A 21083-nucleotide genomic window follows, 5' to 3' on the forward strand; every position below is an offset into this window, starting at 1 on the left:
AGTGTTATTCCTTGCTGATAGAAGGCTGAGTCACCACCGCTCCGGTGGCCTCAACCGGAGCGATCTGCTGTTCCAGTCGTTTGATTTTACGCTGGGCACGGCCTAAAGAGAGCCGTACGCGTAAATAGAACAGACCGCAAATGATCCAGCCGAGCACAAACCCAGTTCCAAACAGGGCCGCCAACAGCGTAGACACGCGGTAATCGCCTTGCGCCAATAAATAGTTGAAAGTCACTACTTGATCGTTTTGGGCGCCTAACGTGATAGAAATCACGACAACTACCAGCAAGAGCAAAAAAATGAGCAGATATTTCACATTCATTCCTGTAATGCCGGGTTAACCGGGTAAGTGATGTCAAAAAGTACAGTCTGCGACAGTGACGTTTATTGTGGTAATCCTTAATAAGTTAGCATTTCCGGCCGCTACTGGGAAACCCTGCCCCAAGATAAACCGCATGTCTGGCGTTATTATGCGCGTTTATTGCCGCCTGCCACTTTGATCCGTCGCACTGTCCTCACCACCAATATGATATGGGGTTGTTCCCCGGAGATACAAGCCAGGCTGAATAAATGCCGGCGCGCTGGTTATTTATTCAGCTTTGCATAAAAAGTTGCCGCCGTGGGATAGTGATAGCAGTCACAAATTGGACGTTTTATGCGGCAGCAAAGAGAAAGAGTAAGAACCTATGGGCGTAAAAAAGGCACCCTTTGATGCCTTTTGAGGGGGGAACCGAAAAAGTCTACTGCCTTTCCCGTTCGATGATCTCCTTATTTTCCTCAGGAGGTATGGTCAGCGGGCCAATCCAGCGTTGTACCAGCCAACAGGCCAAGGTGATCAAGAGCCAACTGATGAGCGTCGCCACGACCAAATCGCGTGGCCAGTGCATGCCGAGCACCAAACGACTGCCCATGACTGCCGTTGCCCAAACCATCAAAACCATCACCGTCTTGAAATGTCGACGCGGCCACAACAATCCCACGCCAAGCAGGGCCCAACTGGCGGCAAACAGGGTGTGGCCTGACGGAAAGGCAAAACCTGTCTCAAATTGCCAATGCTGGCGTAACCAGAGCGGAATCTGCCGATCGTTCTGCAATTGACGCCCCACCATTTCCCCACGCTGTTTTCTAGAAAGCTGGTAGAACTGTGAATCGTCAATAGGATAGGTTTTCTCCAGCCAAAGCACGAAAGGCCGCGGTTCCTGAACCTGCCCTTTAATGTAGGACTTGACCCCCTGACCGATCAGCAGCGCGGCACTCAGCATCAGTACCAGACCGATCGCAGGTTTCAAACGAAATCGCAGACACCATAAAAACCAGGCGCTGAAAATCACGCTGGTCAGAATGCCCCACGGGGAGGTGACGGTTTCGGTCATCCAGAACAGAACCTTCAGCAAATGTCCGTCGTTTCCCGGTTGCCATTGCCAGCCAGAAACCCATACGGCAAGCGGCATTATCAGCAAAATCAATGCCCCGCATGTCGTTCGTTTTGCTATTTCCAACATCTACCGATCCTTTGGGTTAAAAAGTCAGTGTAACAATTATGCAATTTCCTTTGTATCAGAAATGCTCCCCGGCATTGGGGCCGACAAAAATCAACGCATAAAGCCGAAGGTATAGGTATTGTGTGCGATTGTTGATTTACCGTGCCACAGGCTACTGCAAACTATGGCAAAATAGGCGTCTATAATCGTCTTGAAAACGGTTTATTGCTGGTCAAGCTGCGCATCAGAAAGTACGATGCCCAACAGTGAATAATAAAAGCAGAAAGTTTTTTGGAGAGTTGTATGCAGCTAAAACGGGTGGCAGAGGCCAAACTGCCAACGCCATGGGGTGATTTCCTGATGGTAGGTTTTGAAGAACTGGCAACCGGCCACGATCATCTTGCGCTGGTCTTTGGGGATATTACCGGTGATACCCCCGTTCTTTCCCGCGTGCATTCTGAATGCCTGACGGGCGACGCACTCTTCAGCCTGCGCTGCGATTGCGGTTTTCAGTTGGAAGCGGCATTGAATCATATAGCCGAAGAAGGCCGCGGTATCCTGCTCTATCATCGTCAGGAAGGACGCAATATCGGTTTGCTGAATAAAATTCGCGCCTATGCATTACAGGATAAAGGGGCGGACACCGTTGAAGCGAATCATCAGTTGGGTTTTGCCGCTGATGAGCGTGATTTCACCCTCTGTGCGGATATGTTCAAGTTGCTCGGCGTCAGTGCCGTGCGTCTGTTGACCAATAACCCGAACAAAGTGGAAATCCTGACGGAAGCAGGCATCAATATCGTTGAACGCGTCCCGCTGCTCGCCGGGCGCAACCCGAAGAACGAACACTATCTGAACACCAAAGCGGCTAAAATGGGCCACTTACTGGATCCAAAGTAATTTCCAGTGGTTATTTCCCGCTCCGTTAGCACCCAGCCAATGGAGCCCGTTTCTTCAATATCCCCTCCGTACTTGACGTTGCAGGGGTGTTAGCTGCGCCATCGATTACTTTGGGTATATCCTGCTTTCTCAGTGCTTTCCTTTTTTGTTTAGAAAAACACCACTTCTAGTCAAGTTTTCATCATTCAGCCATCAGTTACTTTCAGCAGTAATGATACAATAATGCGTGTTTATTGATAGGCGACTAGGGTTTCATGTTATGAATTTCAGTACGATGTCCGACAGCGAAATCATCTCCGGCCTGTGCCGCAGAATTAAAGATGCGCGCATTGAACAACGTTTGTCTCAAATCGATCTGGCTGAACGGGCAGGTCTTGGTATCGCAACGATTAAGCGGGCAGAAATGGGTGAGTCTGTGACCCTGAGCACACTAATTTGTATTCTGCGCGGGCTCAATCGCCTGCATCAGCTTGAAGGGATCCTGTTTGATACCGAGGTTAGAACCTTCAATGCCCAGATCAGTGGCGATCCGCAACATGTCCCTCTGCGGATCCGCAAGAAATCCGCCGCAACTCTGGTAGAAGAGCTGGAAAAACCGGTTGAGGAAAAAGCCGTTTCCCATGCCGCGGTAGACTGGTATATCGCTGCCGCCGAAAATAATATTATCTGGTCATGGTCTGACGGGAAATAACTCGGCAGCCCGTAAAGGGAAAAGCCACTGTCCCGATAGAACAGTGGCTTAAGTGAAACAATCAGACTGCTATTTGCCTTGCAACGTGTGTCTGTCAACTACTCGCACATCACTACCGTTATCGCCAGACCACCCCGCGATGTCTCACGGTATTTCGCGTTCATGTCCTTGCCGGTTTCGTACATGGTTTCGATCACTTTATCCAACGATACGCGCGGTGCCGTAGTGCGGCGGATCGCCATTCTTGACGCATTTATCGCCTTCACCGCAGCGATGGCGTTGCGCTCAATACAAGGTACCTGCACCTGCCCGGCTACTGGATCGCAAGTCAGCCCGAGGTTATGCTCCATGCCGATTTCTGCGGCGATGCACACTTGTTCCGGACTTCCGCCAAGAAGCTCAGCCAGCCCTGCCGCCGCCATTGAGCATGCAACGCCTACTTCGCCCTGACATCCCACTTCAGCACCCGAGATAGAGGCATTCATTTTGTACAGTGCCCCGACAACGCCTGACGCCAGGAAATAGCGCAGATACGCTTCTGGTGTGACGGGCTGGATGAAGTGATCGTAATAGGCCAGGACCGCCGGGACAATCCCGCAGGCTCCGTTGGTGGGTGCGGTGACTACCCGGCCACCCGCAGCGTTCTCTTCCGCAACGGCCATGGCGAACATATTTACCCAGTCCATTGCATTCATCGGATCGCTGGAGAAACGATCGTTGGTAAACAGCAGACGATGCAAACTCGAGGCCCGACGCGGTACGCGGATTGGCCCCGGCAGCACGCCTTCCGTATTCATGCCACGCTGCATCGCGTTTTTCATGGTCGCCCAGACGGCGGCGAAGTAACGCTCGATCTCTTCCCGGCCATGCAAAGCGATCTCATTCTTCATGACGACCGCCGACAAGGACAAACAGTTGTCATGGCAATGACGCAGCAGGTTTTGTGCGGAAAAAAATGGGAACGGCACGGACTTTTCAGACGTGCTGGTTTTGCCGAAACTCTCACGGTCAACGACAAAGCCACCGCCGGTCGAATAATAGGTTTTGCTGTAGATCAGCGTGTCTTGCGCAAAGGCGCTGATCGTCATGCCGTTCTCATGCAACGGTAAGTTTTCATCACGAAAATTGATGGCTGTGTCAACATCAAAGCTGACTTCATGCCCACCCGGCATTGGAAGACGGCGATGCTGACGAACCAGATTGATGAATGACGGGATCGTATCTACGTTGACGGTATCTGGCTGATTCCCCGCCAGACCCATGATAATTGCGATGTCCGTGTGGTGCCCTTTCCCGGTCAATGACAAGGAACCATAGACATCCACGACGATGCGGGACGTGGACGCCAGCAGATCCTTGGCGATCAAATCATCAGTAAACATTTTGCCGGCTTTCATTGGGCCAACTGTGTGGGAGCTCGAAGGACCTATACCGATTTTGTATATGTCAAAGATGCTAACCATAATCATGTCCTTTCTTTACGAGTGAAGCAGCAGTTGAAGAGCAGCAAGGGAAAACTGTCGGGGAAAGAGCCGGGGCAGAATCCTGCCCCGGAGAGGATTAACCGAGCAAACTGTAGACAATGGCGGACATGGCGATCAGTCCCATTATCACGACAAAGACGTTACTGATTTTGCCGCTGTACTTTTTCATTGCCGGAACTTTCTGAATGGCATACATCGGCATCAGGAACAGCAGCATGGCGATGACCGGGCCACCCAGTGTTTCGATCATGCCCAGAATACTTGGGTTCAATGTCGCAACCAGCCAGGTAGTCAGCAGCATGAAGATGGCGGTGATGCGGTTCAATTTATCCACTGACGCCGTTTTTCCGCGGCTACGCAGTGATTTAATCATCATGCCATTCAAGCCTTCACGTGCTCCCAAATAGTGGCCGAGGAACGATTTGGAAATGGCAACGGCAGCAATCAGTGGGGCGATGTAACCGATAATCGGGTTGTTAAAGTGGTTGGCCAAGTAAGAAAGAATCGAAATGTTCTGTGCTTTTGCTTCCAGCAGATCGGCGGTTGAGAGACTCAACGCACAGCTGAACACAAAAAACATGACCGTCAGCACCATCATGATGTGGCTGTAAGACAGAATGCGCGAACATTTTTTCTCAGCGTCGTCACCGTACTCCTTCCGTTTCGCCACAGCGAAGGAAGAAATAATCGGCGAATGGTTGAAAGAAAACACCATCACTGGAATCGCCAACCACAGGGTAACTAATAAACTACTGCCAGAAGTACTTGCCGCAATGGCAGAGGTGTCGAATATTGCACCGCTCCAGTTTGGAATTAAGTACAGCGCCAGTAACATCAATGTAGCGACGAACGGAAATACCAGGATACTCATCGCCTTGACGATCATGGTTTCACCGAAACGTACAACAGTCATCAGTCCGAGAATTAAAACCAAAGACAATACTGCACGAGGTGGTGAAGACAAATGAAGTTGATGAGTAATAAAACTATCAACGGTATTTGTTATCGCCACGCCGTAAACCAATAGAATAGGATAAATGGCAAAAAAATAGAGAAGCGTAATCAACTTACCCGCGCCAACACCAAAATGCTCTTCAACAACTTCGGTAATATCTTCACCACCGTTCTTGCCGGATAATACAAAACGGCATAAACCGCGGTGTGCGTAAAATGTCATCGGAAATGCGATGAGCGCCATGATAATAAGCGGAATCAATCCACCAATGCCTGCGTTGATGGGCAGGAACAGCACGCCGGCGCCAATCGCCGTGCCGTACAGCCCGAGCATCCACATGGTGTCGCTTTTACGCCAGGTAGAGACGGGGGACGATTCAAGAACTGAAGTCGTCTCAGATAGTGTGTTCATTATAATGTTCTCCTTGGGGAACGATTTTATACCCGTCATACTTCAATCCGCAGATACGTTGACTGCGCCCTCGAATTATTCAGGGTATATAATTAATGCCTAGTGATGTGGTTAATACTGGTTTTACGCTAAATTTTTCTTTTAAGGTAAATTCTAGCCATGTGCTAAATATTGCATAAAAGTTAAATAGTCATTAATAAAAATAAATTGCTGTTTTCATCCTGCCTACCCTTTTACTGTGCGGGCATTCTATATCAAGAAAGGAAATTAAGAACCTTGCTCGGATCACAAAAATGAAGCGTTTAAAAATAATTTAAAAATCGTTATTTAATTTAAAATATCATTTTTGATATCTTATTTTATATATTTTCTAAGGGCTCTTTATTGATACTTTATTTATATGGGATATTTCGTTATTCCAGTAACAATTATATAACTTGAAAACAATGACGGGTATATAGTGAGCAGTACAATAAAACTGCGCATTAATAATATACCTCACAGAGCATATGTCACGAAAAAAACGTGGGAAACGCACCTTCTGTACAGAGAGAACCGGCATAGGAATCTCAGCCATCCCGCCAGCCTGATTTTGAGATCTCATTTTGGATGCAAGGTCCCGTGTAACGGGGCATAACGGCCAACATAAGGTGCAAAATTTGACTGACCTCTCAATGTAAAGCGCATATTTCGCCCATGATAACAATGAGCTTCACGGGATGAATACCGTAGCCCTTGGTGTATTGATGACGATGAAAGGCTCCAGATAAGGTTGAGTTTACAGCAAATGTATAAGGAAGATGTCATGCAGAATGTAAATACGAAGCACACTGCTATGCTGGCCAAAGAATTGCCGAACAAAGCCGTTGCTTTGGTTCTCGCAGGGGGACGAGGGACACGTCTCCAGGATCTGACCTCAGTTCGAGCCAAACCCGCCGTTCACTTTGGTGGGAAATACCGGATCATCGATTTTGCATTATCCAACTGCCTGAATTCAGGCATTCGCCGCATAGGCGTTATTACGCAATATCAGTCACATACGCTGTTATTGCATCTTCAGCACGGTTGGTCATTCCTTAGTGAGGAGATGAACGAATTTATTGACCTGCTGCCCGCTCAGCAGCGTCAGGGGAACGAACACTGGTATAGCGGTACCGCAGATGCCGTCTACCAGAATCTGGACATCATCAAACGCTACAAGGCGGAGTACGTGGTGATCCTGGCCGGTGACCACATCTACAAGATGGATTACTCCCGGATGTTACTTGATCACGTTGAGAGTGGTTCTCCTTGCACCGTGGCCTGTATTGATGTGCCGCGCGAAGAGGCTACCGCGTTTGGTGTGATGGAAGTCGCGGAAAATATGCAGGTGAAAGCGTTTTGGGAAAAACCGGAAAATCCACCGGCAATGCCGAACAATCCCGATCGCAGTCTGGTGAGTATGGGTATCTACGTATTCAACGCCGAGTTCCTGTTCGATCTGCTGAACAAGGACAACACCGACGAGGCCAGCAGTCACGATTTTGGTAAAGATATTCTTCCTGAGATCACGGCTCAAGGGCTGGTCTGGGCGCATCCTTTCTCTATCTCCTGCGTGACCAGCGCCTCGGGTGCACCTGATTATTGGCGTGATGTCGGTACGCTCGACTCCTATTGGCAAGCCAACCTGGATCAGGCGGCTGTAACACCTGAACTCGATATGTATGACCGTAACTGGCCAATTCGGACTTATGCAGAACCTTTGCCTCCGGCCAAATTCGTTCAGGATCATTCAGGCAGTCCAGGCATGACCATGAACACGCTGGTGTCCGGAGGGTGCATTATTTCCGGTTCAGTCGTGTTGAACTCAGTCCTGTTCTCACGAGTCAGGATCAATTCATTCTGCTCTGTCGATTCTTGCGTGCTGTTGCCAGACGTCAATGTTGGTCGATCGTGTCGCCTGCGCCGCTGCGTTGTTGACCGCGGTAGTGTCATTCCGGAAGGCATGATTATCGGGGAGAACGCCAACGAAGATAAGGCAAGGTTCTATGTTTCGGCAGGTGGAACCGTATTGGTCACCAAGGAAATGCTGGCAAAACTCAAGTAACGTCTATTAATGAGAGCGTTACCTGAATAATTTGAGTGATCACCCTCCATCATTTTTGCCATGATGGAGGGTTTTTGTCTTTATAGCATCTTGCGAATGACGTAATTCAAGATACCGTCGTTTTGGAAATAGGTCAGTTCATTCCCGGTATCTATACGACAGCGCGCCTGAACCGTCTGCGAGTGACCATCAGGATAAGTGAAATCCACGGGCACTGCCTGCCCCGGCTTCAAGGTTTGCAAACCACTCACGCTAATGGTTTCTTCGCCGGTCAGTTGCAGCGTTTTGCGTGTCACACCCTCTGGGAACTCCAACGGGAGAATGCCCATACCAATCAGATTCGAACGGTGAATACGTTCGAAGGATTCAGCAATCACCACACGGATACCCAGCAGGCGAGGACCTTTCGCAGCCCAGTCACGGCTTGAACCGGAACCATACTCTTTACCCGCGACGACAGCCAGCGGGACGTTTTCCTGCTGATAGCGCATGGCCGCGTCGTAGATCGCCAACGTCTCCTGCGAAGGGAGATGCCGCGTTATACCGCCCTCCACACCCGGCACCATTTCATTACGGATACGGATATTCGCAAAGGTACCGCGCGCCATAACTTCGTAATTACCCCGTCGCGAACCATATGAGTTGAACTCTTTTTGCTCAACTCCGTGATTCAACAGGTAGCGGCCTGCCGGACTGTCGAGCTTGATACTGCCTGCGGGGGAGATATGGTCGGTGGTGACGGAGTCCGCCAGAATCGCCAATATGCGGGCATTTTTGATGTCCCTGGGCGGTACCGGTTCGACCTGCATGTCGCTGAAGAACGGCGGCAGACGAATATAGGTAGAGTCAGATTGCCAGTCGTAGGTAGGCGTACTTTCCACGTTGATGGACTGCCACTCCTCATCGCCATTGAAGACTTCGGCATACTCCTTGTGGAACATTTCAGTCTTCACCTCTTCGACCGCTTTGGCAATCTCATTGGCGCTCGGCCAGATATCTTTCAGATAGACAGGCTTGCCTTCGGTATCCGTTCCTAGCGGATCATTTTTCAGGTCCAGCTTCATGTTTCCGGCCAGGGCATAGGCAACCACCAGCGGCGGTGAGGCCAGCCAGTTGGTTTTAATCAGCGGATGAATGCGTCCTTCAAAGTTACGGTTACCCGATAGCACCGCACCCACCGTTAAGTCGCCCTCTTTAATGGCTTTTTCGATCGGATCAGGCAGCGGGCCGGAGTTGCCAATACAGGTCGTACAACCATATCCCACCAGATTGAACCCGAGTTTTTCAAGATAAGATGTCAGCCCGGCAGCATTAAGATAGTCGGTCACCACTTTCGAACCGGGTGCCAGCGACGTTTTAACCCAAGGTTTGCTATACAATCCTCTTTCAGAAGCCTTCTTCGCCAGAAGACCCGCGGCCATCAGTACGCTTGGGTTTGAAGTATTGGTACAGGACGTTATCGCAGCGATAACCACTGCGCCATTGAGCAGTTCATGTTCCGTTCCATTAAGCGTGAATTTTTCAGATTCTGTGCGCCCTTTCTGCGTGCCCAATTCAAGATCGTTGGCAGCATTGAAAGCTTGCGGGACATTCGCCAACGCCACGCGATCCTGCGGACGTTTCGGCCCGGCCAGACTTGACTCCACCGACCCCATATCCAGTTCAAGCGCACTGGTGAAAATAGGCTCGTCGCCTGCATGACGCCACAATCCCTGCGCCTGGCTATAGGCTTCGACCAGTGCGATTTGTTCTTTGCTGCGCCCCGTGAGCATCAAATAGCTTAGCGTCACTTCATCCACCGGGAAGAAGCCGCAGGTCGCGCCAAATTCAGGTGACATATTGGCGATGGTCGCGCGATCGGCCAACGGCAGATCCGCCAGACCATCACCATAGAATTCAACAAACTTACCGACCACACCGTGCTTACGCAGCATCTGCGTGACGGTCAATACCAGATCCGTTGCTGTAATACCTTCGCTCAATTTGCCCGTCAGCTTAAAGCCCACCACGTCTGGAATCAGCATGGAGACTGGCTGGCCGAGCATGGCAGCCTCGGCTTCAATGCCACCCACGCCCCAGCCCAGAATGCCCAGGCCATTGATCATCGTGGTATGTGAATCTGTACCAACCAACGTATCTGGATAGGCGATTCTTTTGCCATCCTGATCTTCATGCCAGACGGTCTGCCCCAAATACTCCAGATTGACCTGATGGCAGATCCCGGTTCCAGGTGGGACAACGCGGAAACGATTGAAGGCTTTCTGCCCCCAACGCAAGAATGTATAGCGCTCGTGATTACGCTCCATTTCCAGCCGGACGTTTTCGGTAAAGGCTCTGCTGTCACCGTACTCATCCACCGTTACCGAGTGGTCAATGACCAGATCAACCGGGGATAGCGGATTCACCTGAGCGACATTGCCGCCCAATCGTTGCACAGCTTCACGCATAGCCGCCAAATCGACCACCGCGGGGACACCGGTAAAATCCTGCATCAACACCCGGGCCGGACGGTAAGCAATTTCACGATCGGCGTGACCGGTTTTTTGCCAGTCGACAATGGCCTGTAGGTCATCCTCTGTCACAGTATCGCCATCCACATTACGCAGAAGGTTCTCCAGCAACACTTTCAATGATTTGGGCAGTCGGTCGATATTGCCCAGCGTTTGAGCGGCATGCGGCAAGCTGTAGTAGTGATACGTCTTGTTCAGTGCTTCCAGCTGCTCCTTACTCTTTTCTCGAAGATCGGACGACATAACTCCTCCATTTCTTATTATACGAAAAGACATGAGATGCGGGTCAGGCGGTAAAACCTGCCAGATAGTACGTATTCTATTAAAGATAACACAAACAGGCTGTAACGTTTTGATAACAACTCGATTTGATAATAACGATAGCCGAAAACCGAGGATAAAGAAGGGAATAGCGCTGAAGCAGAATATGGATACTGTACCATCACGCCAGAAACTACGTGAAGGTACAGTGGGCAACCAGAAAAAATCGCGCGGTGCGTCGCGGTGCGTTTAGTCTGGCAGGATCATTTCACCGGCAGTTTAATGTCCTTGAACATCGCTTCGATATCATCGTTTGAGCGCAGGGCAACGGCGTTGTCGACGACATCACGCGTCAGATGCGGGGCAAAGCGCTGGATAAAATCGTACATGTAGCTACGGAGGAAGGTGCTGCGGCGAAAGCCGATTTTAGTCGTGCTGTAAGTGAAAATATCACCTGCATCTACCGTCACCAGATCCGGATCCTGAATCGGATCAACCGCCATGCTGGCGATAACACCCACCCCCAAACCGAGGCGTACATAGGTCTTAATCACGTCCGCATCGGTCGCGGTAAAGACGATTCGCGGGGTAAGTCCTGCCCGGTTAAACGCGGTATCCAGTTCAGAACGGCCAGTAAAACCAAAGGTATAGGTTACGATGGGGTAAGAGGCCAGCTCTTCAATCGCCACATGATCTTTGCCTGCGAGAGGGTGATCGGGCTGAACCACAACAGCACGATTCCAGTGGTAGCATGGCAACATGATCAAATCATCGTACAAATGCAGCGCTTCCGTCGCAATCGCGAAGTCAGCCGACCCTTTCGATACGGCTTCTGCAATCTGCGTTGGCGAGCCCTGATGCATATGCAGGGAGACGCGCGGATAGCGTTCGATAAAGCCTTTAATCACGTTGGGCAACGCATAACGCGCCTGGGTATGGGTGGTAGCCACATACAGCGAGCCTTTGTCTGGATAAGTATGTTCACCGGCAACAGCCTTAATCGCATCGACTTTTGACAATACTTCGCGTGCAATCCGAATGATCTCTAAACCCGCAGGAGTGACCTGGGTCAGGTGCTTGCCGCTACGGGCAAAAATCTGAATCCCCAGTTCATCTTCGAGCATCCGCACCTGCTTACTGATGCCGGGTTGCGAAGTATAGAGTCCTTCCGCAGTGGAAGAGACGTTCAGATTGTGATTAACAACTTCCACGATATAACGAAGCTGCTGCAATTTCATAGCTTAGACCATCCTAGTTTGAACACTGCCGTTCAGGCAGCCAGGCATATTGATGTCGTGATAGTTGCTGTGTCGTCTTTTTATGATCGTCAAAAAACCGCTATCGCCTTACCGGTTTACCCCGGTCAATAAGGCGGTAATGCCCTTTAATCATAAAAAATATTTTTATATAACCACTATATCATTTCCCAAGCTCATGTATAGACGTGCGATTGGGATCTTGTGGCGTTTTTTTTTTTGCAGTTTCTATATAACCATCCGACGAATAGGAAGGCAAAGCCATCAACATAATAGATCTTTAGGGTATAAAAAAACCAGCGTCAAACTGACCAATTTTTCCTGGTCAGTCCAAACGCTGGTTTTTTACGTTACGGTAGTACAGGCAGCGTAACGTTTACTTCTTACCTACCACCCACTTACCGTCCACATAAAACGCGGACCAGCCGGTCGCTTTACCGTCTTTCTCAGACGAGACGTATTGCTGCTTGGTCTTGCGGCTGAAACGCACCATCGTTTTATTGCCATCGGCATCAACGACTGGCGCATCGGCTAAATAACGCAATTTTTCTGGCAGGCGATCTTTGAACCGGGCCAACTCTTCCACCAACGGCGCGCGGGTTTCACGCGATTTAGGGAAAGTATTGGCTGCCAGGAACACACCGGCTGCGCCATCGCGCAACACAAAATACGCGTCAGACTTTTCACACGGCAGTTCTGGCAACGGAACCGGATCTTCTTTCGGCGGAGCAACTTCGCCGTTGCGCAAGATCTTTCGGGTGTTTTTACATTCGTCGTTGGTACAACCCATGTATTTACCAAAACGCCCCATTTTCAGGTGCATCTCGGAGCCACATTTTTCGCATTCAACGATCGGGCCGTCATAGCCTTTGATGCGGAATTCACCCTGTTCGATCTCATAGCCATCGCAAGCGGGGTTATTACCGCAGACGTGCAATTTGCGCTGATTGTCGATCAGGTAGCTGTCCATCGCGGTGCCACACTTCTGGCAGCGATGGCGGGCACGCAAGGCGTTGGTTTCGGCATCATCGCCTTCCAGCACGTTGAGTACTTCGTTTTCCGGCACCAGGTTGATCGTGGTTTTGCAGCGCTCTTTCGGTGGCAGTGCATAACCAGAACAGCCGAGGAAAACCCCGGTGCTGGCAGTGCGGATACCCATTTTACGGCCACAGGTCGGGCAGTCGATGCTGGTCTGAATCATCTGGTTCGGGCGCATTCCACCCTCTTCCGGATCCTTTTCAGCCAATTCAAGCTGCTGGCTGAACTCGGTGAAGAAACCGTCGAGCACTTTCTTCCATTCAGCTTTGTTGTTGGCAACCTGATCGAGGCCATCTTCCATCCGCGCAGTGAAATCGTAATTCATCAATTCGCGGAAATTTTCTTCCAGGCGATCGGTAACGATTTCACCCATTTTCTCGGCGTAGAAACGGCGGTTTTCAACCCGAACGTAGCCGCGATCCTGGATAGTCGAAATAATGGATGCATAAGTGGACGGACGACCAATGCCACGTTTCTCAAGCTCTTTCACCAGCGACGCATCGCTGAAACGCGCAGGCGGTTTGGTGAAATGCTGGCTCGGCAACAGCTTCTGTAAATCGAGTTCTGTTCCGACTTCTACCAGCGGCAAGGTGCGGTCTTCGTCACCCTTACGCAGCGCTGGCATGACTTTCGTCCAGCCGTCAAAACGCAGCGTGCGGCCTTTGGCGCGCAACTGGTAATCACCGGCCTTCACGGTCAGCGTGGTGGAATCGTATTGCGCAGGGGTCATCTGACAGGCAACAACCTGACGCCAGATCAGTTGGTACAGCTTTTGCGCATCGGCTTCCATGTCTTTCAACTGTTCAGCCAGAACGTTGACATCGGAAGGGCGAATCGCTTCGTGCGCTTCCTGGGAGTTCTCTTTGCTGCTGTAGTGAAGCGGGTCTTTCGGCAGGTATTTCTTGCCAAAATTACCGGAGATATAATCACGAATCGCCGTCAGCGCATCCTGGCTCAGGTTGGTGGAGTCAGTACGCATGTACGTAATGTGGCCCGCTTCATACAAGCGCTGCGCCATCATCATGGTTTTCTTCACGCCAAAGCCCAGACGGGTACTGGCGGCCTGCTGCAACGTTGAGGTGATGAACGGCGCACCAGGTTTGCTGCTGGTCGGTTTGTCTTCACGATCTTCAACCGTGTAACGGGCCTTTTCCAACAATGCGAGTGCCGCGTGGGTCTGCTCACGGTTAACCGGTTTAAACGGCTTGCCCAGCGCATGGGTGACTTGCATCTGCAACGCCGTATCGCCTTTCGCCAGCAGATCGGCATGTAATTCCCAGTACTCTTCCGGCACGAACGCTTTGATTTCACGTTCACGCTCAACCACCAGTCGCACGGCAACAGATTGCACACGACCGGCTGACAGGCCTCGGGCAATCTTTTTCCACAGCAGTGGCGAGACCATATAGCCCACCACGCGATCCATGAAACGCCTGGCCTGCTGGGCATTTACACGATCAATATTCAGTTCACCCGGCTGTTTGAACGCCTGCTGAATGGCATTCTTGGTGATTTCGTTAAACACCACCCGACTGAACCGCTTGTCATCACCACCAATCACTTCCCGCAGGTGCCAGGCAATGGCTTCCCCTTCGCGGTCAAGGTCAGTTGCGAGATAAATATGGTCGGCGTTTTGCGCCAACGCTTTTAACTCAGCGACAACTTTTTCTTTACCCGGCAGAATTTCATATTGCGCCTGCCAGCCATGATAAGGATCGACACCCATGCGATTAACCAGCGCCGCCTTCTCATCCTTTTTTACTTTTTTCTTTGGTTTTTCTTCGGTGGATTCAGCGCTTTTTTTACTTGCCGAGCCACTGGTCGGCAAATCACGGATATGACCGACGCTGGACTTAACCACGTAGTCACTTCCTAAATATTTATTAATAGTTTTGGCTTTTGCCGGGGACTCAACTATTACGAGAGCTTTGCCCATAATTACCTTTACCTAAATTAATTCTTTCGAAAAAGAAGTTTTTTATCTCGCTATGCCGCAGCATCGTGAATCTCTTTTTTATATTGCGGCACTGAGTCAGGAGATCAACAGATTTTTTTCAATTCAGCGAATAACCGCTCAATGGAAATGCAAAACCATGATACACCTCGGTTTTGGCGACGCACCTGCTCACATAACAGAGGCTTAACAACATTTGTCTCGCAGCAGGCGTAAAGAAAACATTCCACCCGAAGCCGCAAAATCCCACACTCTACCTGATAAAAAATGCCACGCAACTTAATTAGCACGGATTCCGTCTTTTCGCCATTGTGACCTTTCTTACCAAAATCGCTCACTGAAACCCTCTATCAACGCTTTCCACAACCTGTTTGCGGTTTAGTCACCACGGGCATTACAATAAGGCTAATACATTTTGTAATGGCTATTGTTTTAGGAGTTACTATTTTGCGCGGAAATACATCCCCAATCACCCGTGAAGCATTACTCATGGAAGCTAATAACATCATCCGCCAGCATGAAGATTATTTGCACGGAATGATCGCCACCGAGGTTGATCAAAAAGGCGAAGTTCTGGTGTTCCGCGGAGAATTTTTCCTGGATCCAGACGGTTTACCGACCGCAAAAACAACCGCCGTATTTAATATGTTTAAACATCTTGCACACGTGCTTTCCGAGAAATACCATCTCGAAAATTAATACGCGTAAAAAAGGGGCCGCAGCCCCTCTTCGCCTTTCTATAACAACGGCTTTTCACTACGTTGCCACCAGCGCAGCAAGAGACGATCCACGCTCTCTGCTGCACTGCCCGTAAAGCGATCCATGAAGCGTTTGCGTCGGGTGTAACGCACAGCAATCACCTCGTGGTTTTCCATTTCGGCGATCAACAAATCATCACTGGTGCCAATACCATCGATCAAGCCATTGTCACGCGCCTGGGTACCAAACCAGTGCTCACCTGTTGCCACGCTGTCGATATCCAGCGATGGGCGCTGTTGTTTGACGAAATCCTTGAACAGAACGTGTGTGTCATTGAGATCTTCGCGGAATTTTTCCCGCCCCTGTTCGGTGTTTTCACCAAACAGTGTCAGGGTACGTTTATATTCCCCTGCCGTGTGCAGTTCCATATCAATGTCATTTTTCTTCAACAGACGATGGAAGTTGGGGATCTGCGCCACAACGCCGATCGAACCTATGATCGCGAACGGTGCGGCAATGATGCGATCTGCCACGCAAGCCATCATGTAACCGCCGCTGGCAGCCACTTTGTCAACGGCCACGGTCAGTCGAACGCCGCCCTGACGCAAACGCGTCAATTGTGAAGCGGCCAATCCGTAACCATGCACGACGCCACCAGGACTCTCCAGACGCAACAGCACTTCGTCCTGCGGGGTGGCAACAGCCAGCACCGCGGAAATCTCTTCACGTAAAGAAGTCACTTCATGGGCATCCATGCTGCCTTTGAAATCAAGCACGTACAGGTACGGTTTGGTACTGCTTGCACCAGTTTTGGCACGCTGTTTTTTCTGCTTGGCTTCGACTTTATGCTGTTTTTTCAGCTCTTTGGTGCGAATTTTCTGCTCAGCCTGATCCATGCGCGCCAGGCGCATTTCACGCTGCATTTCGCGGTAATCCTCACTCAAATTGATCAGCTGTAATTCACCTTTGCGCTTTGCTTTACGCTGTCCGAGACTGACGGCAAGTATCACCAGCGCCGCGATAGCCACCACGACGGTCACTACTTTGGCCAGAAACAGGCCATAAAGAGACATTAACTCCACATATTCCGCCTTAAATTACAGTTTGTTAGAAAATTACCGCTCATTTTAGACAATCCGCTCACCCACGTCTTGCAAGAATGCGAAAATCTGCACCATATTGACAATATGCGGGTATTTACCGCAAAAGCCCGTACCTGCCGTTTCTTTTTTGTTACAAAAGAATGCGCTTAAAGGTGGTTAATCATTGAAAACGCGATCCATTTAAGGCATATAACACAGATTATCCATCGAAAAGATATGACAAAATTCGCAACAGGAACGCCATTCAGGTTGAGCCGCTGCTCCCATTGCGTTCCTTTCCCGGTGTGTTATGCGCCTATTCCTGACACACCCCTGACCGAGCGAGAGGTATCGATATGCATTACCATCCCAAACATGACTTACTTGATCAACGCATAATTCTGGTCACCGGTGCGGGTGACGGAATCGGTCGCGAGGCCGCGCTGACTTATGCCCGCTTTGGTGCGCGTCTGATTCTGTTGGGGCGTACAGAAAGTAAACTCCTCGCCGTCCAGCAGGAGATCGCCAAAGCCGGATATCTCCCGGCGCAGATCCTGACGTTGGATCTGCTCACTGCGACACCGGCACAGTGCGAACATCTGGCGAACCATCTTGCCCAGGATGTGCCGCAACTGGATGGGGTTTTGCATAATGCGGGGTTGTTGGGGGATATCGCCCCCATGGCCGAGCAGAAGATTAGCGTCTGGAATCAGGTCATGCAGGTGAACGTCAACGGGACATTCATTCTCACGCAGGCCCTGTTGCCTTTGCTTCTGAAATCCCCCCATGCATCGCTTATTTTTACCAGTTCCAGCGTGGGCCGTCAGGGACGTGCTGGTTGGGGAGCGTATTCGGTTTCAAAGTTCGCTACAGAAGGCATGATGCAAGTGCTGGCTGATGAGTATAAACAGACGAATTTGCGGGTGAATTGCATCAACCCGGGGGGGACACGCACCCAAATGCGCGCATCTGCCTTCCCGGAGGAAGACGCACAAAAACTGAAAACACCGGCTGATATCATGCCGCTTTACCTCTATTTAATGGGCGATGACAGCCGCCGTAAAACAGGCATGAGTTTCGATGCCCAACCGGGTCGCAAACCGGGTCCGGCAGAATAAAAAGACAGCAAAAGAGGAAGCCATGAGCGAAGAACGCCACCAGCAGAGGCAGCAGCGTATAAAAGAAAAAGTCGATGCACGTATTGCGGCGGCCCAGGAAACACGCGGCATAGTGATCGTTTTTACCGGGAATGGCAAAGGCAAAACCACTGCGGCTTTCGGTACCGTAACCCGCGCCGTCGGCCATGGCATGAATGCCGCAGTGATTCAATTCATCAAAGGCGATTGGCCCAATGGTGAGAAAAACCTGCTCCAGCAGCACGGCGTTGAATTTCAGGTGATGGCCACGGGCTTTACCTGGGATACGCAGAACCGCGATACCGATACCGCCGCCTGTCAGGAAGTTTGGCAACATGGAAAGCGGATGTTGGCTGATGACGCGCTTGATCTAGTGGTACTGGACGAGTTGACCTACATGGTGAGCTACGGCTATCTGGCGCTTGAAGATGTTATAGAAGCCTTGAACGCCCGCCCGGCGCACCAAACGGTAATCATCACCGGGCGCGGCTGTCACCGCGATCTGCTTGAGTTGGCGGATACCGTGAGCGAACTGCGCCCGGTCAAACACGCGTTTGATGCCGGGATCAAGGCGCAGAAGGGTATTGATTGGTAATGTGCAGCACGCGCCGCAAATCTCTATCACCAAAAACAAAAAAACTTGAGAAATCACTTTCGGAACGTATAGTGCAACGATACACTATACGGTAATGAGCGATGATTAAAAGTTTCCGTCATAAAGGGTTAGCGAATTTCTTCTACTATGGCTCGACATCAGGAATACAGAATAAGCACGTTGCTAAACTGCGGTTGCAATTAACTGCTCTTGATTCTGCCTCCGGCCCAGAAGGGATGAATGTCTGTTCCTGGCGACTTCATCCTTTAAAAGGTGATCTCGCAGAGCATTGGTCAGTCTCAGTAAATGGTCATTGGAGACTGACATTTTTCTTTATTGGAAAGGATGCATTTCTTGTGGATTATCAAAACTATCACTGAGGTGATTTATGAGTAGAATGCATAATCCGGCTCACCCCGGAGAGGTCTTACGTGAATTTCTGGGTGAGATGTCAATTACTCATGCCTCTGACGCATTGGGCATCACACGGGTCACACTTTCGCGCATTCTTAATGGTAAGGCCGGAATTTCTGCTGATATGGCGCTCCGCCTTGATGAAGCATTGGGTACCGGTGCCGAGATGTGGCTAACTATGCAGGCTCAGTACGACTTGTGGGTTGCATCCCAGCGACAGCGCCCTAGGATTTTGCCGCTTTTCACCACAACACCCCCTCGTTAAAACGAAAAACCGCAGCCTGAGCCGCGGTTTCATTTGATAACTGTCGATTTTTACTGATTAGCCACGCTTACCCGGTGCACTGCGACGGGTAGAAGCAACCTGCGTATGACGTTTGACCGCACGGCGAATCTGATTGGCTTTAACACGACGGCGCTCACGTTCAACCGGAACTTTGGTGACCGTTTCTGGTTTCAACTCAACCAGTTCGCGCAGGTAATTGATATCCGTCAGCTCAAGCTCAGTCCAGCCACCGCGGGGCAGACCTTTCGGTAAGTTGATGTCACCATAACGTACACGAATCAGACGACTGACCTGGATGCCGATGGCTTCCCACAAACGACGAACTTCACGGTTGCGTCCTTCGGTCAGCGTCACGTTGTACCATTGGTTCATCCCTTCCCCACCCTGATAGGTGATGGTGCGGAACGCGGCTGGGCCGTCTTCCAGTTGAACGCCTTTACTCAGTTGCTTGATTTTTTCGTCGTCAATCTTACCAAATACGCGCACGGCATATTCACGCTCAACTTCACGACTTGGATGCATCAGACGGTTGGCCAGTTCGCCATCCGTTGTGAATAACAATAGGCCTGATGTATTAACGTCCAGTCGACCTACGGCCACCCAGCGCGAACCATGCAGCTTGGGCAGACGGTCAAAAACGGTAGGACGCCCTTCAGGGTCGCTGCGGGTACACAGTTCACCTTCAGGTTTATAGTATGCCAGTACGCGACAGACGTCCTCTTCAGTTTCTTTGATCGAAACTACGTGGCCATCCATACGAATTTTCATGCCTGCAACAACGTCAACACGATCGCCCAGGGTGGCAATTTTGCCATCGACACTGACCCGTCCCTGCTGAATCAATCCTTCTATTTCACGACGTGAACCGTGACCGGCTCTCGCCAGAACTTTCTGTAACTTTTCGCTCATTGAGCAACCTCTAATGTCGCCTTCACAGGCGTCTGTGGGAAAATAAAATATATTTTATTTTCAATAACTTAGTCTTTATAGACAATGTCATTATACATCGTTTTCACCTACGTGTAACCCTCAGTGTTGTACAGTCAGATGTACACTTATGTCGATATTATAAACCTACAAATGATAAGCGCTCTCATTTTAGGGGTTTTATGATAAAATACGCCATGTGATGAATAAATTATGAGAGGAACTTTGTGCTGTAAACTCACCCTTCCAGTCTTTTCTCCACCCTTAACCGAAGAGCATAAAAACTGGTCCATATCCTCAAGACTGCAGTTCTGACCCTGACAACTTCCCGAATTCACATTTTACCCTCCCTGACGCAAAACCAGATCCCGCTAAAATTGTCTTACGGTGTTCTGTTTACCGAATGTTACGAAATGCTGTTTCTCTTAAACCTACTACTTGTTGCGCATGTGGTTATTGTTTGTAAAATCACCAATGTGATTATTTCCATAACAAGTAGAGGGACTTATGACATTAGGTTACTGGATTATAAAGGGGGACAGAACTTCCTGCGGGGGGAGTGTTCTTGAAGGACATCCAAAAGGGCAAAAATTTGGCAGTAACCTTAATCCGCAAGCGGTTCAGGGCAACAAAGTGTCATGCGGTAAACATCCTGGTGTATACAGCGTCAGTGGAGGCCATCCTGGAGAAATTATTCATGGCTGTCTGGCAGCAAGTACGCTTTATAGTCGCTCAACCTGCCCGTGTAAGGCTTTTTTTATTCCTTCTCAAACCTGGGCTAAACATGGCCCCTACCAGAATGCGCCAGTAAAAGCAGTCCCAGCACCAGCGAAAACTGCCCCTGAACCCGTTCAAGAGCCGGAACAACACGCACAATCAGCTAAAAAGCACATAATAGAGCAACCAATGCAACAGGAGTC

At 50.1% G+C, this 21083-nt stretch carries 18 protein-coding genes; 9 read left to right on the top strand and 9 right to left on the bottom strand.

Features of this window, described 5'->3' with window-relative positions; translation table 11 throughout:
* Window positions 1-4: 4 nt before the first annotated feature.
* A complete protein-coding gene (locus DRI82_RS21135) occupies window positions 5-316 on the bottom strand; it encodes a LapA family protein (RefSeq protein WP_114195884.1) in 312 nt (103 codons plus the stop codon).
* Between the two features lie 424 nt (window positions 317-740).
* Window positions 741-1502, bottom strand: coding sequence for a phosphatidylglycerophosphatase B (gene pgpB, locus DRI82_RS21140; RefSeq protein ID WP_114195885.1), 762 nt, complete (start codon window positions 1500-1502; stop codon window positions 741-743).
* Between the two features lie 282 nt (window positions 1503-1784).
* Here pgpB and ribA point away from each other — a divergent pair, with 282 nt between their 5' ends.
* The gene (gene ribA, locus DRI82_RS21145) at window positions 1785-2378 is read left to right on the top strand and encodes a GTP cyclohydrolase II (RefSeq protein ID WP_114195886.1); all 594 of its coding nucleotides are present in this window, start codon (window positions 1785-1787) and stop codon (window positions 2376-2378) included.
* A gap of 259 nt (window positions 2379-2637) precedes the next feature.
* On the top strand, window positions 2638-3069 hold the full coding sequence (locus DRI82_RS21150) for a helix-turn-helix domain-containing protein (protein ID WP_114195887.1): 432 nt from the start codon (window positions 2638-2640) through the stop codon (window positions 3067-3069).
* Between the two features lie 98 nt (window positions 3070-3167).
* Here the strand turns inward: DRI82_RS21150 and DRI82_RS21155 are convergent, their stop codons facing one another.
* Together DRI82_RS21155 and DRI82_RS21160 are read right to left on the bottom strand one after the other, a co-directional pair.
* Window positions 3168-4532: an L-serine ammonia-lyase gene (locus DRI82_RS21155; protein ID WP_114195903.1), complete on the bottom strand. Its 1365-nt coding sequence runs from the start codon at window positions 4530-4532 to the stop codon at window positions 3168-3170.
* A gap of 97 nt (window positions 4533-4629) precedes the next feature.
* Window positions 4630-5919 carry an HAAAP family serine/threonine permease gene (locus tag DRI82_RS21160; protein ID WP_114195888.1) on the bottom strand — a complete coding sequence of 430 codons (1290 nt, stop codon included), beginning with the start codon at window positions 5917-5919 and terminating at the stop codon, window positions 4630-4632.
* 805 nt (window positions 5920-6724) lie between these two features.
* Between DRI82_RS21160 and glgC the strand changes: the two genes are divergently transcribed.
* A complete protein-coding gene (glgC, locus tag DRI82_RS21165; protein WP_114195889.1) occupies window positions 6725-8005 on the top strand; it encodes a glucose-1-phosphate adenylyltransferase in 1281 nt (426 codons plus the stop codon).
* 80 nt (window positions 8006-8085) lie between these two features.
* Here glgC and acnA read toward each other — a convergent pair whose 3' ends face one another.
* The 3 genes from acnA to topA form a co-directional block, all read right to left on the bottom strand.
* On the bottom strand, window positions 8086-10758 hold the full coding sequence (acnA, locus tag DRI82_RS21170) for an aconitate hydratase AcnA (RefSeq protein WP_114195890.1): 2673 nt from the start codon (window positions 10756-10758) through the stop codon (window positions 8086-8088).
* Between the two features lie 281 nt (window positions 10759-11039).
* The gene (gene cysB, locus DRI82_RS21175) at window positions 11040-12014 is read right to left on the bottom strand and encodes an HTH-type transcriptional regulator CysB (RefSeq protein WP_114195891.1); all 975 of its coding nucleotides are present in this window, start codon (window positions 12012-12014) and stop codon (window positions 11040-11042) included.
* Window positions 12015-12408: 394 nt separating this feature from the next.
* Window positions 12409-15006: a type I DNA topoisomerase gene (gene topA / locus DRI82_RS21180; protein ID WP_114195892.1), complete on the bottom strand. Its 2598-nt coding sequence runs from the start codon at window positions 15004-15006 to the stop codon at window positions 12409-12411.
* A gap of 438 nt (window positions 15007-15444) precedes the next feature.
* On the opposite strand from topA, the gene DRI82_RS21190 reads away from it, so the two are divergent.
* The gene (locus tag DRI82_RS21190) at window positions 15445-15723 is read left to right on the top strand and encodes a YciN family protein (RefSeq protein ID WP_425452685.1); all 279 of its coding nucleotides are present in this window, start codon (window positions 15445-15447) and stop codon (window positions 15721-15723) included.
* A gap of 38 nt (window positions 15724-15761) precedes the next feature.
* Here DRI82_RS21190 and sohB read toward each other — a convergent pair whose 3' ends face one another.
* A complete protein-coding gene (gene sohB, locus DRI82_RS21195) occupies window positions 15762-16805 on the bottom strand; it encodes a protease SohB (RefSeq protein WP_114195894.1) in 1044 nt (347 codons plus the stop codon).
* A gap of 356 nt (window positions 16806-17161) precedes the next feature.
* Between sohB and DRI82_RS21200 the strand changes: the two genes are divergently transcribed.
* The 4 genes from DRI82_RS21200 (at window position 17162) to DRI82_RS21215 (ending at window position 19215) form a co-directional block, all read left to right on the top strand.
* Entirely contained in the window at window positions 17162-17923 is a 762-nt protein-coding gene (locus tag DRI82_RS21200; protein ID WP_114195895.1) for a YciK family oxidoreductase, read from the top strand.
* 22 nt (window positions 17924-17945) lie between these two features.
* Window positions 17946-18536 carry a cob(I)yrinic acid a,c-diamide adenosyltransferase gene (gene cobO, locus DRI82_RS21205; RefSeq protein WP_114195896.1) on the top strand — a complete coding sequence of 197 codons (591 nt, stop codon included), beginning with the start codon at window positions 17946-17948 and terminating at the stop codon, window positions 18534-18536.
* Between the two features lie 101 nt (window positions 18537-18637).
* Window positions 18638-18916, top strand: coding sequence for a type II toxin-antitoxin system RelE/ParE family toxin (locus tag DRI82_RS21210; protein WP_114195897.1), 279 nt, complete (start codon window positions 18638-18640; stop codon window positions 18914-18916).
* Window positions 18917-18924: 8 nt separating this feature from the next.
* Window positions 18925-19215 (top strand): HigA family addiction module antitoxin, encoded by a 291-nt coding sequence (locus tag DRI82_RS21215; RefSeq protein ID WP_114195898.1) that lies wholly within the window; start codon window positions 18925-18927, stop codon window positions 19213-19215.
* 57 nt (window positions 19216-19272) lie between these two features.
* Here the strand turns inward: DRI82_RS21215 and rluB are convergent, their stop codons facing one another.
* Window positions 19273-20145 carry a 23S rRNA pseudouridine(2605) synthase RluB gene (gene rluB, locus DRI82_RS21220; RefSeq protein WP_114195899.1) on the bottom strand — a complete coding sequence of 291 codons (873 nt, stop codon included), beginning with the start codon at window positions 20143-20145 and terminating at the stop codon, window positions 19273-19275.
* Window positions 20146-20670: 525 nt separating this feature from the next.
* On the opposite strand from rluB, the gene DRI82_RS23935 reads away from it, so the two are divergent.
* On the top strand, window positions 20671-21083 hold a 413-nt coding region (locus DRI82_RS23935; protein ID WP_245956895.1), incomplete at its 3' end, for a PAAR domain-containing protein.

The sequence above is a fragment of the Edaphovirga cremea genome, from assembly GCF_003332275.1.
In the GTDB taxonomy this organism is placed as follows: Bacteria; Pseudomonadota; Gammaproteobacteria; order Enterobacterales; family Enterobacteriaceae; genus Edaphovirga; species Edaphovirga cremea.

What these genes read in the sequence shown, in the direction of transcription:
- pgpB (WP_114195885.1), bottom strand. Translation starts at nt 1,502, where the DNA reads ATGTTGGAAATAGCAAAACGAACGACATGCGGGGCATTGATTTTGCTG.
- ribA (WP_114195886.1), top strand. Translation starts at nt 1,785, where the DNA reads ATGCAGCTAAAACGGGTGGCAGAGGCCAAACTGCCAACGCCATGGGGT.
- DRI82_RS21150 (WP_114195887.1), top strand. Translation starts at nt 2,638, where the DNA reads ATGAATTTCAGTACGATGTCCGACAGCGAAATCATCTCCGGCCTGTGC.
- DRI82_RS21155 (WP_114195903.1), bottom strand. Translation starts at nt 4,532, where the DNA reads ATGGTTAGCATCTTTGACATATACAAAATCGGTATAGGTCCTTCGAGC.
- DRI82_RS21160 (WP_114195888.1), bottom strand. Translation starts at nt 5,919, where the DNA reads ATGAACACACTATCTGAGACGACTTCAGTTCTTGAATCGTCCCCCGTC.
- glgC (WP_114195889.1), top strand. Translation starts at nt 6,725, where the DNA reads ATGCAGAATGTAAATACGAAGCACACTGCTATGCTGGCCAAAGAATTG.
- acnA (WP_114195890.1), bottom strand. Translation starts at nt 10,758, where the DNA reads ATGTCGTCCGATCTTCGAGAAAAGAGTAAGGAGCAGCTGGAAGCACTG.
- cysB (WP_114195891.1), bottom strand. Translation starts at nt 12,014, where the DNA reads ATGAAATTGCAGCAGCTTCGTTATATCGTGGAAGTTGTTAATCACAAT.
- topA (WP_114195892.1), bottom strand. Translation starts at nt 15,006, where the DNA reads ATGGGCAAAGCTCTCGTAATAGTTGAGTCCCCGGCAAAAGCCAAAACT.
- DRI82_RS21190 (WP_425452685.1), top strand. Translation starts at nt 15,445, where the DNA reads ATGGCTATTGTTTTAGGAGTTACTATTTTGCGCGGAAATACATCCCCA.
- DRI82_RS21200 (WP_114195895.1), top strand. Translation starts at nt 17,162, where the DNA reads ATGCATTACCATCCCAAACATGACTTACTTGATCAACGCATAATTCTG.
- cobO (WP_114195896.1), top strand. Translation starts at nt 17,946, where the DNA reads ATGAGCGAAGAACGCCACCAGCAGAGGCAGCAGCGTATAAAAGAAAAA.
- DRI82_RS21210 (WP_114195897.1), top strand. Translation starts at nt 18,638, where the DNA reads ATGATTAAAAGTTTCCGTCATAAAGGGTTAGCGAATTTCTTCTACTAT.
- DRI82_RS21215 (WP_114195898.1), top strand. Translation starts at nt 18,925, where the DNA reads ATGAGTAGAATGCATAATCCGGCTCACCCCGGAGAGGTCTTACGTGAA.
- rluB (WP_114195899.1), bottom strand. Translation starts at nt 20,145, where the DNA reads ATGAGCGAAAAGTTACAGAAAGTTCTGGCGAGAGCCGGTCACGGTTCA.